We start from the raw sequence: 14,583 nt of genomic DNA on the forward strand, positions 1-14,583 counted from the left end.
CGTGGACTTCCGCCCCGGGACGCCCGATCTCTCGCTCTTCCCGCGCGCCGCGTGGGCCGCCGCGCACAAATCCGTACTCGCGCGGCTGCCGCACCGTGCGCTCGGCTATCCCGATCCGCGTGGGCTGCCGGAACTGCGCACCGCGCTGGCCTCGTTGCTCACCCGGCGGCGCGGCGTGGTGGCCGATCCGGAATGCCTGGTGGTGTGTTCGGGCGTTGCGCAGGCGATGACGCTGCTCGGTTTCGTACTGCATGGGCGCGGATTGCGGACAGTGGGGGTCGAGGACCCCGGGAGCCATGAGCACGGAGCGCTGTTCTCGGCGGCCGGGCTGGACATGACCGCGTTGCCGCTCGACGGCGAAGGGCTGGCGACCGGGCCGCTCGAGGGCACCGGCATACGCGCGGTGGTGACCACACCGGCCCACCAGTTCCCGACCGGAATCGCCTACTCCGCTCAGCGTCGCACCGAACTCCTCGACTGGGCGCGCGCCGTGGACGGTCTGATCGTGGAGGACGACTACGACGGCGACTTCCGCTACGACAGGGCTCCCGTCGGCGCCCTGCAGGGTCTCGACCCGGATCGCGTCGCGTACACCGGGTCGGTGAGCAAGTCACTCGCACCGGGGCTGCGACTGGGCTGGCTGCTCGTACCGTCCCGCCTGACGGACGAGGTCGTCGAGCGCAAACGCACCATGGATCTCGGCAACCCGGCCCTGGACCAGGCGCTCCTTGCCGACTTCATCGACCGGGGCGGGTACGACCGGCAGCTGCGCCGCTGCCAGCGCGCCTACCGGGAGCGGCGCGACGCACTCGTCGGCGCCCTCACCGACCACTTCCCCGGCACGGAGGTCAGCGGTATCGCCGCCGGTCTGCACATCATCGCGCGGCTGCCCGAGCGGTGCGGTCCCGAGCCGCGCTTCGTGGATCTGGCGGCGCGGTCCGGGGTGGCCGTGCGTCCGCTGGCCGACTACAGGATGGCCGACGCGGGGGACGCCGGAGTGCGGCTGGTCCTCGGATACGCGCATCTGGCGCCGACCGAAATCCGGCGCGGCGTGCGGCTGATGGCGGAGGCGGTGCGGAAGGCGCCCTGAAGTGCCCCGGTCCTGCGGGCCGTTGGACTGTCCTCGTACGCCGCGGACTGTCCTCGTACACCGCGCAGGGCCGGCTGTTCACCCGGGGTTCGCGTGGCCGCCGCAGCCGGGCAGTAGGCATGGCACGGCACACCGGCCGACCTGCCCTGGAGGCACAGCGATGTCACACAGCCCGCGGATACCCTCCCCCGACCGCCGTTCCGTGCTGCGCGGCACGGTCGCCGCCTCGGCGGCACTGGCTCTGCCCACGATGACAGCGGCGCCCGCCCTCGCGCTGTCCGGCCGCCCGCGGGCCGCATGGGGTGTGCAGACCGGCGATGTGACCTCCTCGTCCGGTCTGGTCTGGGTGCGCTCCGACCGGCCCGCCCGGATGATCGTGGAGACGTCCGCGACGGAGTCCTTCCGGCATGCGCACACATGGCACGGCCCGCTGGTCGGGGCCGACACGGACTTCACCGGACGGACGGCGCTGCGCGGACTGCCCGCCGGTGAGCAGGTGCACTACCGGGTCAAGCTCGCCGACCCGGAAGACCCCCGCCGCACCGGAGAACCGGTCTGCGGGACCTTCCGTACGGCGCCCGCGAAGCGCCATGAGGGAGTGCGCTTTCTGTGGTCGGGCGACATAGCGGGGCAGGGCTGGGGCATCAACCCGGACATCGGCGGCTATCGCGCGTACGACGAGATGCGCCGCCTCGACCCGGACTTCTTCCTCTGCAGCGGGGACACGATCTACGCGGACGGCGTGATCGAACCGAGCGTGACGCTGCCGGACGGCCGGATCTGGCGCAACATCACCACCGAGGAGAAGTCCAGGGTGGCACAGACCTTGGCGGACTTCCGCGGAAACTTCCGCTACAACCTGCTCGACGAGAACGTCCGGCGCTTCAACGCTCAGGTACCCACGGTCGTGCAGTGGGACGACCACGAGGTACGCAACAACTGGTACCCGGGCCAGATCCTCGACGACCCGCGCTACACCGAGAAGAACGTGAATGTGCTCGCGGAGCGCTCGAGCCGCGCCTTCGGGGAGTACTTCCCCATCTCGACGCTCGCCGCCGCCGGGCGCGAAGGCCGTGTGCACCGGGTGGTGCGCCACGGACCGCTGCTCGATGTGTTCGTCCTCGACATGCGCTCGTACCGCAATGCCAACTCCCCCGGCCGGCAGCCCGACGACGCACAGGGCATCCTCGGCGCCGAGCAGCTGGCCTGGCTCAAGCGTGAGCTGTCGCGGTCGCGCGCGGTGTGGAAGGTGATCGCCTCGGACATGCCGCTCGGGCTGGTCGTAGCGGACGGGACGGCGAACTTCGAGGCCGTCGCGCAGGGCGATCCGGGGGTGCCGCTCGGGCGCGAGCTGCAGATCGCCGAGCTGCTGAGGTACATCAAGCACCGCCGGATCACCGGCACGGTGTGGCTCACCGCGGATGTGCACCACACCTCGGCGCAGCACTACGACCCGTCGCGGGCGGCTTTCAAGGACTTCGCACCCTTCTGGGAATTCGTCTCGGGGCCGCTGGCCGCCGGCGGCTTCCCCGCCAACGCGCTCGACGCCACCTTCGGCCCTGAGCGCGTCTTCGTCCGGGCGCCGGAGCGCGCCAATGTCTCGCCGATGGAGTCGCCGCAGTACTTCGGAGAGGTCGACATCGACGGCGGCAGTGGCGAATTGACCGTCCGGCTGCGGGCGGAGGGCGGAACGGTCCTGTTCAGCAAGGTGCTGCAGCCCGGGCGCGTGGGGCAGTAGGACACGCGCCCGGCAATTGCTTGCCACTGTGGAAAGTACATGCCACTCTCGCAAGCATGAGTGAACAGACGGATGCCGCGGCGGCGTTGAAGCGCGCGAACCTCGCGGAGAGCGCCACACGCCGCCGCGGCAGCGGTTGGTACGCGCGGTATCTCGTCGTCTTCGCCGCCGGCCAGCTGCTCCTGGTACCGATGGCGGTGCTCTGGCAAGGGCGGTCCGCGGCACTCGTCTTCGCGGTCGTCAATGCCGTACTCGTCGGGGGGCTCAGCATGTACGCCGCCCGGCAGCGCGTCATCCGCCGGGGGTTCGGCGCCCGGCACGGCACTCTCATCGGCAGCTGGGCGGTGGCCTACTCCCTCACGGTCGCGCTCAGCGTCTCCGCCTTCAGGGGCAGCGCGGTCTTCGCCGTGGTCGGTGCCGTGTGGTGCGCACTGCCGCCGGCGGTCGGCGCCTGGCAGGAGACGCGGCGGTCGGCATGACGGGGAGAGCGCAGCAGACCGGGCAGGCCGGGAAGGAGTCGGGTACGCATCCGCGCCATGCGCTCGCCCCGCTGCTCACCTCGCCCGTCCGGCTGTCGATCGTGGCGGCCCTGGCACCGCTGGACAAGGCCGAGTTCGGATTTGTGCGCGACCTGGTCGAGGTCACCGACTCGGCGCTGTCCAAGCAGGTCGCGGCCCTCGAGGAAGCCGGCTGGCTCGGGGTGGACAAGGGCAGGGTGGGGCGGCGGACGCGGACCTGGCTGTCTCTGACGGACGAGGGGCGCGCCGTCTACCGGCGGCATCTGGACGCGCTACGGGCCATAGCCGGCGCCTGACCGCTCGGCACGGTGAAGCGCGATCGGCCCGGCCGAGTCCGCGCATGCGACCGCCGCGACCGGTGCGTACGCGACGGCCCGGCCCGTTCAGGCCGCCGCACCCGCCGGACCGCTGACCGCCGGGGCACCGGCGCGTCCCGGCCGTCGGCCGCGTTGTGTCAAGGAAGCGATCACTCCACGCCAGAAACGGCTAAAAACAACCGATAGCCGTCCACAATGACGCTTAACCCGTCAGTCACAAGCCGTTCGTGATCACGCAACACCGTTCGGTCACAGTGTTGGCATGACAGATGTGACTTCTGCGAAGAGTGCCCGCCGTCCACACCACTGGCGGCGGGATCTCGTCGAACTGGCAGCCATGTTCACCGCCGTCGCGGTCGCCGACGCCATCGCGAACATGATCGGGCACGGACCGGACGGCCCGTTCCTGCTCATCGCCTCGGCCGTGGCCCTCGTCGGCACGGCCGCCTTCCACACATGGTGGGCACGACGCCACAGTCATGCCCCACCGGCGACCCACACCCGCAACAGCGCCGACGTCATCGCGGACGCCGGGGCGACGGCGTCCCCCGCGACCAGGATCGCGGCGCCCGGCGAGCTGAGCGAGACGGCGCTGTGGCGGATGCGGACCACCGTGCGGGACACACCCGGCAGCCTGGCCGCGCTGTGCACCGCCCTGGCACGGCACCGGGTCGACATCCTCACCCTCCAGACCCATCCGCTGGCCGAGGGCACGGTGGACGAATTCCTGCTGCGCGCCCCCGCGTCCCTGCAGGCACAGCAGCTCACCCGGGAGATCTCCAGGGCGGGCGGCAGCAGCACCTGGATCGAGCGGGCCGACGCCCACGATCTCGTCGACACCCCTACCCGGGTGCTCGGCCTCGCCACCCGTACCGCCCTTGACGCAGCCGAACTGCCGCTTGCACTGCGCCAGTTGCTGGGCCGCTGCACGATCCACTCGCTGCCCGCGGTCTCGCTGACGGGCCGGCCCACCGGAGAGCTCCCACCGGTGGAAGGCGTGCTGGAGGAGACGGTAATGCGGCTGCGCGACCCGAGCGGTGGCGCGATCACCGTCGAGCGGCCCTATCTTCCTTTCACGCCCACCGAGTTCGCACGGGCCCGCGCCCTGGTGGAACTGGACGCGCGCCTCGGCCCCCGTATCCCCCGCAGCCAGGACGTCCTCACCCTCCCCGAGGGAAATGAGATCACCGTGCGCCGCGTCGACCAGAGTGACGTCGAAGCCGCCGTGGCCATGCACGACCGCTGCTCCGAGCGCACCCTGAGCCTGCGCTACCACGGCCCGGTCGGCGACGCCGACCGTTACCTCAACCACCTGCTCAGCCCGCGCTTCGGCCGCACCCTCGCCGTCCAGACCGCCTCCGGCCGTCTCGTCGGCCTCGGACATCTCCTCTGGGACGGGGACGAGACCGAGGTCGCGCTGCTCGTCGAGGACGAATGGCAGGGCCGCGGCATCGGCTCGGAGCTGCTCGGCCGACTGGTCGCCCTCGCTGTCGAGGCGGGCTGCGGCAGCGTCTACGCCGTCACCCGCTCCTCGAACACCGCGATGGTGGCCGCCATGCGCGGGCTGAGCCTGCCGCTCGACTACCAGATCGAGGAGGGCACGCTGGTCATCACCGCCCGACTCGACGCGACTCCCGTACGCCCGCTCTTTCCGTACGAACAGGCTGAGCGCTGAGGGCCTCGGTCAGATCACGCCATAGATCCTCGACGTCCTCAAGACCGACCGACATCCGCAGCAGCCGGTCGCTGACGCCCGCCGAGCGCCGGTCTCCCTCAGCCACGATGCGGTGGCTGATGGAGGCCGGGTGCTGGATCAGGCTGTCGACACTGCCGAGACTGACCGCCGGCGTGATCAGCCGTACGGCCGAGATCACGCTGCGCGGGTCCCCGTACACCTCGAAGGAGACCATCGCCCCGCCCACACTCGGGTAGTGCACCCGGGCGATCCGCGGGTCGGCGCCCAGCCGGCGGGCCAGGTCGGCCGCGGTGGTGGATGCGGCCCGTACCCGTACCGGCAGTGTGGACAGTCCGCGCAGCAGGAGATATCCGGCCATCGGATGGAGGACGCCGCCGGTCGCGAACCGCACCTGCCGGAGGCTGCGGGCGAACTCCTCGTCGCAGGCCACCACTCCGCCCATCACATCGCCGTGCCCGCCCAGGTACTTGGTCGCGCTGTGCAGCACGATCCGCGCCCCGTGCTCCACCGGCCGCTGCAGCACGGGCGTGGCGAAGGTGTTGTCGACGAGCAGCGGCACGGAGCCGCAGGCATGCCGGACGGCTCGCAGATCGACCTCGGCGAGCGTCGGGTTGGCGGGCGTCTCCACCATCACAAGGCCTGTTTCCGGCCGGATCGCCTCCGCGATGCCCGCGGGGTCGGTCCAGGTCACCTCGGTCCCGAGCAGCCCCGCGTTCAGCAGATGGTCGCTGCACCCGTACAACGGCCGGACAGCGACCACGTGGCGCAGTCCCATACTCGCCCGTACCAGCAGTACGGCGGTGAGCGCGGCCATCCCGCTGGCGAACGCGACCGCGCTCTCGGCACCTTCCAGCCTGGCGAGCGCTGTCTCGAAACGGGCCGTGGTCGGGTTGTCGAGCCGGGCGTAGACCGGCGGTCCGTCCAGTCGCGCGCCGGTGGCGGCGAAGGCGTCGATACGGGCGGCCTCACCTGCGGCGTCGTACGACGGGTAGGTGGTGGACAGGTCCAGCGGCGGGGCGTGCACGCCGAGCTCCGCGAGGTCCTCACGTCCGGCGTGTACTGCTTCGGTGGCCAGGGCCCGGGGTGCGGGAGTGACCGAGACTGCGTTCTCCATGCCCGCACTGTGAACACCTACCGGGAAGTAATGGCCAAAGGCCGTGTTACGTTCGGCGAATGGCTGAATCTGTCGCACTCGACCCGGTAGATCTGCACATACTCCGCCTGTTGCAGAACGACGCCCGGACCACCTATCGCGAGCTGGCCGCGGAGGTCGGAGTGGCAGCTTCCACCTGCCTGGACAGGGTGGCGAGGCTGCGCCGCTCCGGCGTGATCCTCGGGCATCGGCTGGCCCTGGATCCCGCCCGGCTGGGGCGCGGGCTGCAGGCGCTCCTCTCCGTGCAGGTCCGGCCGCACCGGCGCGAACTCATCGGCCCGTTCGTGGAACGGATCCGCGCGCTGCCCGAGTCCCGGGCGCTGTTCCATCTCACCGGTCCCGACGACTATCTCGTGCACGTGGCCGTGGCGGACACGGCCGATCTGCAGCGTCTGGTGGTGGACGAGTTCACCTCACGGCGAGAAGTCGCCAGGGTCGAGACGCGACTGATCTTCCAGCAGTGGGACTGCGGACCGCTGCTGCCTCCGGTGCCGGACTGCACCCAGGATGCTTGACAGGCCACTGTCAGGCCACTGACAGGCGACTGAGATCCAATGATGGTGACGCGGAGGCCCCAGTCGTATGAGGATGTGCGCATGCCAGTCTCTTCCAGCAGCGCGCTGCCACGACAGGTCGCCGACTCCTACGTCGACGCACTCATCGAACTCGACCCGACCATCGGCACGTATCTGGGACTCAAGGAGAGCTCGGGCCTCCTTCCCGACTACTCACCTGCCGGGCAGGAGGCTTTCGCCGAACTCGCCCGCGAGACACTCGCCAGGCTCGACGCCGCCGAGAAACAGCCGGCCGCGGAGAACGATGCGGAACGGCGCTGCGGCCGACTGTTGCGAGAGCGTCTGACAGCTGAACTCGCCGTGCACGAAACGGATGAGGGGCTGCGCACGGTGAGCAATATGCGCTCCCCGGTGCACACGGTGCGCGAGGTGTTCACCGTGACGCCGACTCAGACCGATGAGGACTGGGCAGCCGTGGCGCAGCGGCTGCGAGCGGTGCCGCGGGCCCTGGAGGGCTACCGCGCCTCGCTGGCGCTGGGACTCGAGCGGAAGCTGCTGGGCGGCCCGCGCGCGACCCGGACCAATATCGACCAGATGACGGAGTGGCTCGGCACGGACCGCAGCTGGTTCCAGGAGTTCGCGGCGGGCGGCCCCCTCACGCTCCGCACCGAACTCGGCGAGGCGGCCCGCAGTGCGACCGAAGCGCTCGCGGAGCTGCGGGACTGGATGCGCGACGTCTACGCCCCCGCCGTCGCGGACGCCCCCGACACGGTGGGCCGCGAGCGCTACGCCCGCTGGTCGCGCTATTTCAATGGCACCGACCTCGATCTCGACGAAGCCTACGCGTACGGCTGGTCCGAATATCACCGGCTGCTGGCCGAGATGAAGACCGAGGCCGACAAGATCCTTCCAGGCGCGGGGCCCTGGGAAGCGCTCGCACACCTCGACGAGCACGGCGAGCACATCGAAGGCGTCGAGGAGGTGCGGGTCTGGCTGCAGACGATCATGGACGAGGCGATCGAGGCGCTGGACGGGACGCACTTCGAACTGGCCGAGCGGGTACGGAAGGTGGAGTCCCGGATCGCTCCGCCGGGCGGCGCGGCGGCGCCGTACTACACCGGCCCGTCCGAGGACTTCAGCCGCCCCGGCTGTACCTGGCTGCCGACCATGGGCGCCACCCGATTCCCTGTGTACGACCTGGTGTCGACCTGGTACCACGAGGGCGTTCCCGGCCACCATCTGCAGATCGCGCAGTGGGTGCATGTCGCGGACCAGCTCTCCCGCTACCAGGCGACGATCGGCGGGGTCAGCGCCAACGCCGAGGGCTGGGCGCTGTACGCGGAGCGGCTGATGGACGAACTGGGCTTCCTTCCCGACCCGGAGCGCAGGCTGGGCTATCTGGACGCGCAGATGATGCGGGCCTGCCGGGTGATCGTGGACATCGGCATGCATCTGGAGCTGGAGATCCCGGCGGACTCGCCGTTCCACCCGGGTGAGCGCTGGACACCGGCTCTCGGGCAGGAGTTCTTCGGCAGCCACAGCGGCCGTCCGGAGGACTTCGTCGAGAGCGAGCTGACCCGGTATCTGTCGGTTCCGGCACAGGCCATCGGCTACAAACTGGGTGAGCGGGCGTGGCTGCTGGGCCGGGAGAACGCCCGCAAGGCGCATGGCGACGCGTTCGACGCGAAGGCCTGGCACATGGCGGCACTGTCGCAGGGCTCCCTGGGGCTGGACGATCTGGTCGATGAGCTGTCGAAGCTCTGACCGCGGGTGGCCGGACCCGTGTACGGCCTGCGCGGGGGCCGGGCTCAGCCGAGAGGCATGAGCCCGGCCGCCGTCGGCCCGGAAACCCGCGGCGCCCGGACACCGCAGCGCCCGGACCACCGCAGCGTCCGGACCACCGCAGCGGGCGCAGCAGGAAATTCCTGCGCCCCTCCCCTCGTCCGTCGTGCGGTAGCGGGCGGCCGATACGGATCAGCAGCCGCAGTCGTCCGTGCCGAGAGGCGCGGTCAGCGGGTCGACGTCGCGCTTGCGGCGGCCCTCCCACGTATCGAACTCGAAGCCCTCGCGGGCCCAGTACTCGAAGCCACCGAGCATCTCCTTGACCTGGTAGCCGAGTTCGGCGAGCGCCAGAGCCGCGCGGGTCGCGCCGTTGCAGCCGGGGCCCCAGCAGTACGTGACGACCGGCACCAACCTGTCCAGCAGCTGCCCCGCCTGCTCTGCGATCAGCGCGGTCGGCAGATGGACCGCACCGGGCACGTGCCCCTGGTCCCAGGACTCGGTGGAACGGCAGTCGAGGACCACGAAACCCGGGTCGCCGCCGGCCGCCAGCGCCGAGGCGACATCGGAGACATCAGCGTGAAAGGCCAGGTGGGAGGCGAAGTAGGCGGCGGCGGCCGCGGGCGGGGCCGACGACCCGCGAAGGACGGGGTTGGTGTGGAGCTGCGTCGTAGTCACGAGTGAAAATCTACGGTCGCCGCTCGATTCCCTGAAGTGAGATTCCCCGGCACCTCTCTTGATCGGCCGGGGATTTCCCTGCTATCTCTCGACCATGACCGGATATTCACCGGACGCCACGGACTGGCGCATCCTCGAGGCCCTGCAGAGCCAGGGCCGGGCCAGCTTCGCCGAGCTGGCGAGGGTCGTCTCCATGTCGTCGAGCGCCGTGACCGAGCGGGTCCGCAGGCTGGAGGAGGCCGGGGTGATATCCGGATATACCGCGGTGGTGGAACAGGAGCGGCTCGGGCTCCCGATCCTCGCGTTCGTGCGACTCCGCTATCCGAACGGCAATTACAAGCCGTTCCACGATCTGCTGGAGACCACGCCCGAGATCCTCGAGGCCCACCATGTGACGGGCGACGACTGCTTCGTACTCAAGGTCGCCACCCGCTCGATGAACCATCTCGAGGAGGTCTCCGGGAAGATCGGCGCGCTCGGCTCGGTCACGACGAGCGTCGTCTACTCCTCACCACTGCCGCGCCGGGCGATCAGCCGCTGAGCGGCGCGGCACGCAGCCGCACCGCAGATCCGTGCCGGTCCTTGACGACCTCCAGCTGGGCGGGGATCCGCCGGCGCAGATCGGCGACATGGCTGACGATGCCGACGCTGCGGTCCCGCTCGCGCAGCGAGTCGAGCACGTCGAGCACGTCGTCCAGGGTCTGGTCGTCCAGGCTGCCGAAGCCCTCGTCGATGAAGAGGGTGTCCAACTGCACGCCGCCGGCCTCGTCGGTGACAACGTCGGCGAGACCGAGCGCGAGCGCGAGCGAGGCGAAGAAGGTCTCCCCGCCGGAGAGGGTCGCGGTGTCGCGCTCGCTGCCGGTCCAGGCGTCGACGACATGGAGTCCGAGACCGGAGCGCTTGCCCCCGACCCTGGCGTCGGAGTGCACCAGGGTGTAACGGCCGGACGACATGCGTTGCAGCCGTGCGGTGGCGGCGGCCGCGACCTGTTCGAGGCGGGCCGCGAGGACATACGACTCGAGCCGCATCTTGCGCTCGTTGTCCGCGGAGGTGCCCGCGGTGAGGCCGGCGAGGCGGGCCACCCGGTCGTACTCCTCGCGCAGCGGGCCGAGCCTGCGGACTTCCGCGACGGCCTGCCGGGAGAGCCGGGCCAGCTCGGCGCACCTGTCGCGGGCGGCGGCGAGCCCGGACGCGGCGTCTCGCAGAGCACGCTCGGCGGCATCATGGGCGGCCCGAGCGGCTTCGGGGTCGGCAGCGGTGTGCCCGGCGGCGCTCCGGGTGTCCGCTTCGGCCAGCCGGTCGGCGACCGCGGCGGCCTCGGTCTGCCAGGCATCAATCCGGTGCTGCAGGTCACGCTGCTGCGCGTCGCCGAGCAGCGCGGCGGCCGCGGCGCGCGGTGTGTCGAACCCGGCCCGGAACGCCGCGTCGGCCAGCCGGTCGTCGGCCTCCCTCAGGCGCTGCGCGGTGGCCTCGGCAGACCGCACGGCCTCGGCCGCCTCGGCGAGCAGCCGCACCCTGCGCTCCAGCAGCGCGGCGTGCTCGGCCACGCTGCCCGCGCCGCCTCGGGCCCTGGCCAGTTCGCTTTCCAGCGCGGCCTGTTCGCGGTCGAGCGCTTCCCGCCGCGAGGTCCGCGCGGCGGCGCGCCGCTCCGCCTGCTGCTGCGCGCCCAGCCGCTCCTCACGCTCCCGCTCGGCCCGGTCGAGCGCCTCGCGGGCGGCATGCATACCGGCGGCGAGGCCGTGCGCTTCGGTGTGCTCGCGCTCCATCTGCTCGACGAGCGTACGCAGTTGGCCTGCGTCGGGATCATCCTCCTCAGCGGTCACGCCTGCATACGGCGCGGAGCTGTCGGCACGGTCCGGCCCCATGACGCCATCGAGACCGGCGCTCTCCACGCCGCGGCCGACGTCACCGCGCGCGACACCCGAAGGCCCGGCGTCGTCCTCGGCGGCCACGTCGGCACGCCGCACCGAGCTGCCGGCCGTGTCCCGCCCGTCGCCGGTCACGGACTCGGCTCGACCCACCCCGCCGCGACTCGTATCGAGCTCCCCATCGGCGGGCCCCCGTCCGGCGTTCGCCCGCTCGATCGCGCCGCCGGGCCCCGCGCCCTCCGGCCCTCCGGCAGCCCGGCTCCCCGCCTCGCCCCGCGCCCCGGCCGCCGTCGGCGTGAGCCGCGCTGCGTGCCGGGCGGTCGTGAACGCCTCACGTACCACCGCCAGTTCACGTTCGGCGTCCGCCTTCGTCCCGTCCGCCCGTGCCGAGTCCTGGTACGCCGCCTCTTCCGCCGCGCGGTCGACATGCCCGTCCCCGGCGCGGGCCGGCGCAGGGTGTTCGGCCGAGCCGCAGACGGCGCACGGCCGACCGGTTACCAGTCCGGCTGCCAACTCCGCCGCGATGCCCCGGAGTCGGCGCTCCTTCAGGTCGAGCCAGTTCTCCCGTGCGCTGTTCGCGCGGTCCCGGGCCGTACGCAGCTGTTCCTCGGCCTCCTCGGTGCGCGTCGCGAGCCGGTCCCGTTCGCTCGCCGCCCGCAGCCTCCGGCGGGCCGGTTCGAGCCGCCCGGCCAGACTTTCGGCGCGGGTGGCGGCCTCCTGCGACGCCACGATCCGCTCCTGGTGGCTTCGCCGGACGCCCTCCCAGCCGGACAGCCACCCCGCCGCGTCCTGGATGATGTCGTCGTCCGCACGGGCCTGGCGGTCCAGGTCCGCCCGTTCTCGGGTGATCTCCGCGCTCCGGCGCTCCGCGCGCCGGGCGGCTTCGAGGCCGCCCAGGTCCTGGCGCAGCTTGCGTTCGAGCCCGGCCAGCTGTTCCGCACCGGCCTCCGCGAGGTCCGGCGGGAGTGCGGATCGCGCGCGCTCCCGGTCGGCGTCGGCGCCGCGGTGGTCCCGTTCGGCGTCTTCGCGCAGCCTCAGCGCGGGCTCCACCAGCTCCGCCTTGCGGGCCCGCGCGAGCCGGGTCTGCAGTTCTTCCCGCTCGGGGCGCCGCGCCTCGAGCGCCTCGGCCCGCTGCCGTGCGTCCTCGTACCGCTGCTGCAGCCGAGCGAGTTCACGCTCGGCGTCCAGGGCGTGCCGGGCCGCTGCCTGCCGGCTCTCCGTCGCGGACAGCGCGCAGTCGGCGATGTCCAGCGCTTCCCTCGCGCCCCCGCGGGCGACGGCCGCCCAGGCGAGGACGGCATCGGCGAGCCCGGGGTCGCCCGGCTGCCGCTGCGGCAGCGGCCAGTCGCCGGCCGCCGCGCCCGCGGCCTGTTCCATCCGGTGGGCTATCGCGAGCAGCCGCTCGTCACCGGCGCGTACCTGCTGCTCGGCCACGCGCCGCTGTTCGGCGAGGCGCTCCTCGACGGCGGCGAAACGGCGGGTGTCGAAGAGCCGTCCGAGCAGCCTGCCGCGCGCCTCGGCGTCGGCGCGCAGGAAGCGCGCGAAGTCGCCCTGGGGCAGCAGCACCACCTGGCAGAACTGATCGCGGCTCATCCCGACGAGCTGCGTGATCTCCTCGCCGATCTCCTGGTGCGAGCGGCTCAGCGACTGCCACTCTCCGGTCCCGGCGTCGTACTCGCGCAGCCAGCTCTGGGCCCGCTCGGTGGTGAAGCCTTTGCCGTTCTTCTTGCGACGGGGCTGGGCCGGACGGCGTTTGATCTCCAGTCGCCGTCCGCCCACGGTCAGTTCGAGGCACACCTCGGTGGAGGTGCCCGGCGGGGCGTGGTCGCTGCGCAGCGAGGCGCCAGGGCTCTGCCGTGCGCCCGGCACCGCGCCGTACAGGGCGAAGCAGACCGCGTCGAGGACGGAGGTCTTGCCGGCGCCGGTCGGTCCGTGGAGCAGGAAGATCCCGGCGGTGGACAGCGTGTCGAAGTCGATCTGCTGGCTGGAGCCGAAGGGGCCGAAGGCGGTGACGGTCAGCTGGTGCAGTCTCACCGGGCCACCTCGCGCACGCCCTCGTCCACCCGTACGTCCTCGAAAACTCCGCGCAGCACGGTGCGTTCCCGGTCGTCGGGTCCGCTGCCGCCGCGCACATGAGCCACGAAGTCCTCCGCGATCTGCTGGTCGCTGCGTCCCTTCAGCCGCTGTGCGTACGAAGTGACGGTGTCCTCCTCGGAGCGCTCGGGCTCGAAGACGAGACTCAGGGTGTGCGGGAACCGCTCGGTGAGGCGCGCCATCGGTTCGGCCGGGCGCACCGGATCGGTGAGGGTCGCTTCCACGAACGACTGCTCGTGCCGGACCAGCGCCGGTTCGCCGAGCAGTTCGTCGAGGGTGCCGCGCAGCCGGGCGAGGGCCCGCGGCACGGGACAGTCGATGCGCTCGGCGGTGAGTTCACCCTGCGCCCCGAGGTCGATGAGCCACATCGTCTTGCGGTGGTGGGTCTCCGAGAAGGAGTAGGCGAGGGGTGATCCTGAGTAGCGCACGCGCTCCGTGATGGTCTGGCAGCCGTGCAGATGCCCGAGCGCGACATAGTCGACGCCGCGGAACACGGCGGAGGGCACGGCGGACACCCCTCCGACGGTGATGTCCCGCTCACTGTCGCTCTCTTCACCGCCCGCGACGAAGGCATGCGCGAGGACGACGGATCTGGTGCCCTCCTCACGCGTCGAGAGATCGGCCCGTACGCGCTCCATCGCCGCACCGAGTACGGCTTCGTGTGCCGCCTTCTCCGTCCTGAACTCCCTCTTCACCAGGGAGGGTTCGAGATACGGCAGTCCGTAGCAGGCGACCGTGCCGTGCGCGTCGCCCAGCAGCACGGGGGTCCCGCACCCCGCCGGATCGGTGCGCAGATGTATTCCGGCGCGCTCGATCAGCCCCGCGCCGACGCCGAGTCTGCGCGCCGAGTCGTGGTTCCCGGAGATCATCACGGTCGGCACGCCCGCAGCGGCCAGCCGGTGCAGCGCCTCGTCGAAGAGCTCGACGGCCGCGAGCGGCGGCACGGCCCGGTCGTAGACATCTCCTGCGACCAGCACCGCGTCCACGTCGCGTGCGCGCACCGTCGCCACCAGGTGGTCGAGGAACGCGGCCTGGGCGTCGAGCATGCTCACCCGGTGGAACGACCGCCCCAGGTGCCAGTCCGACGTATGCAGGAATCTCATGATCCTCGAGAGTAGTGGTGAGGTCGGACATCAC

At 71.6% G+C, this 14,583-nt stretch carries 12 protein-coding genes; 8 read left to right on the top strand and 4 right to left on the bottom strand.

Annotation, left to right across the window (positions count from 1 at the left end; genetic code table 11):
• The 5 genes from ACWDZ6_RS26930 to ACWDZ6_RS26950 form a co-directional block, all read left to right on the top strand.
• On the top strand, positions 1 to 1,090 hold a 1,090-nt coding region (locus tag ACWDZ6_RS26930), incomplete at its 5' end, for an aminotransferase-like domain-containing protein (RefSeq protein WP_451504890.1).
• Positions 1,091 to 1,250: 160 nt separating this feature from the next.
• Positions 1,251 to 2,828 carry an alkaline phosphatase D family protein gene (locus ACWDZ6_RS26935; RefSeq protein ID WP_451504891.1) on the top strand — a complete coding sequence of 526 codons (1,578 nt, stop codon included), beginning with the start codon at positions 1,251 to 1,253 and terminating at the stop codon, positions 2,826 to 2,828.
• Positions 2,829 to 2,884: 56 nt separating this feature from the next.
• The gene (locus tag ACWDZ6_RS26940) at positions 2,885 to 3,307 is read left to right on the top strand and encodes a hypothetical protein (RefSeq protein WP_366734738.1); all 423 of its coding nucleotides are present in this window, start codon (positions 2,885 to 2,887) and stop codon (positions 3,305 to 3,307) included.
• A complete protein-coding gene (locus ACWDZ6_RS26945; RefSeq protein WP_451504892.1) occupies positions 3,304 to 3,642 on the top strand; it encodes a winged helix-turn-helix domain-containing protein in 339 nt (112 codons plus the stop codon). Before ACWDZ6_RS26940 ends, ACWDZ6_RS26945 begins: the two co-directional genes overlap by 4 nt.
• Before the next feature lie 283 nt (positions 3,643 to 3,925).
• The gene (locus ACWDZ6_RS26950; RefSeq protein WP_451504893.1) at positions 3,926 to 5,338 is read left to right on the top strand and encodes a GNAT family N-acetyltransferase; all 1,413 of its coding nucleotides are present in this window, start codon (positions 3,926 to 3,928) and stop codon (positions 5,336 to 5,338) included.
• On the opposite strand, the gene ACWDZ6_RS26955 is transcribed toward ACWDZ6_RS26950, so the two are convergent.
• The gene (locus ACWDZ6_RS26955) at positions 5,274 to 6,473 is read right to left on the bottom strand and encodes a trans-sulfuration enzyme family protein (protein WP_389183566.1); all 1,200 of its coding nucleotides are present in this window, start codon (positions 6,471 to 6,473) and stop codon (positions 5,274 to 5,276) included. The genes ACWDZ6_RS26950 and ACWDZ6_RS26955 overlap by 65 nt on opposite strands.
• Positions 6,474 to 6,532: 59 nt before the next feature.
• Between ACWDZ6_RS26955 and ACWDZ6_RS26960 the strand changes: the two genes are divergently transcribed.
• Together ACWDZ6_RS26960 and ACWDZ6_RS26965 are read left to right on the top strand one after the other, a co-directional pair.
• Positions 6,533 to 7,027, top strand: a complete 495-nt coding sequence (locus ACWDZ6_RS26960; RefSeq protein ID WP_366734742.1) for an Lrp/AsnC family transcriptional regulator — start codon at positions 6,533 to 6,535, stop codon at positions 7,025 to 7,027.
• An 81-nt stretch (positions 7,028 to 7,108) separates the two neighbouring features.
• Positions 7,109 to 8,791 (top strand): DUF885 domain-containing protein, encoded by a 1,683-nt coding sequence (locus ACWDZ6_RS26965; protein ID WP_451504894.1) that lies wholly within the window; start codon positions 7,109 to 7,111, stop codon positions 8,789 to 8,791.
• Between the two features lie 210 nt (positions 8,792 to 9,001).
• Here ACWDZ6_RS26965 and ACWDZ6_RS26970 read toward each other — a convergent pair whose 3' ends face one another.
• Positions 9,002 to 9,484: a rhodanese-like domain-containing protein gene (locus ACWDZ6_RS26970; RefSeq protein WP_451504895.1), complete on the bottom strand. Its 483-nt coding sequence runs from the start codon at positions 9,482 to 9,484 to the stop codon at positions 9,002 to 9,004.
• Between the two features lie 94 nt (positions 9,485 to 9,578).
• Here ACWDZ6_RS26970 and ACWDZ6_RS26975 point away from each other — a divergent pair, with 94 nt between their 5' ends.
• Positions 9,579 to 10,025, top strand: coding sequence for an Lrp/AsnC family transcriptional regulator (locus ACWDZ6_RS26975; RefSeq protein WP_389183557.1), 447 nt, complete (start codon positions 9,579 to 9,581; stop codon positions 10,023 to 10,025).
• Here the strand turns inward: ACWDZ6_RS26975 and ACWDZ6_RS26980 are convergent.
• Both ACWDZ6_RS26980 and ACWDZ6_RS26985 read right to left on the bottom strand, forming a co-directional pair.
• Complete coding sequence (locus ACWDZ6_RS26980) at positions 10,015 to 13,386, bottom strand: AAA family ATPase (protein WP_451504896.1); 3,372 nt, start codon at positions 13,384 to 13,386, stop codon at positions 10,015 to 10,017. The two genes, ACWDZ6_RS26975 and ACWDZ6_RS26980, sit on opposite strands and share 11 nt — an antisense overlap.
• Entirely contained in the window at positions 13,383 to 14,549 is a 1,167-nt protein-coding gene (locus ACWDZ6_RS26985) for an exonuclease SbcCD subunit D (protein ID WP_451504897.1), read from the bottom strand. The genes ACWDZ6_RS26980 and ACWDZ6_RS26985 overlap by 4 nt, the downstream gene beginning before the upstream one ends.
• Positions 14,550 to 14,583 lie beyond the last annotated feature (34 nt).

Source organism: Streptomyces sp. NPDC002926, assembly GCF_053591755.1.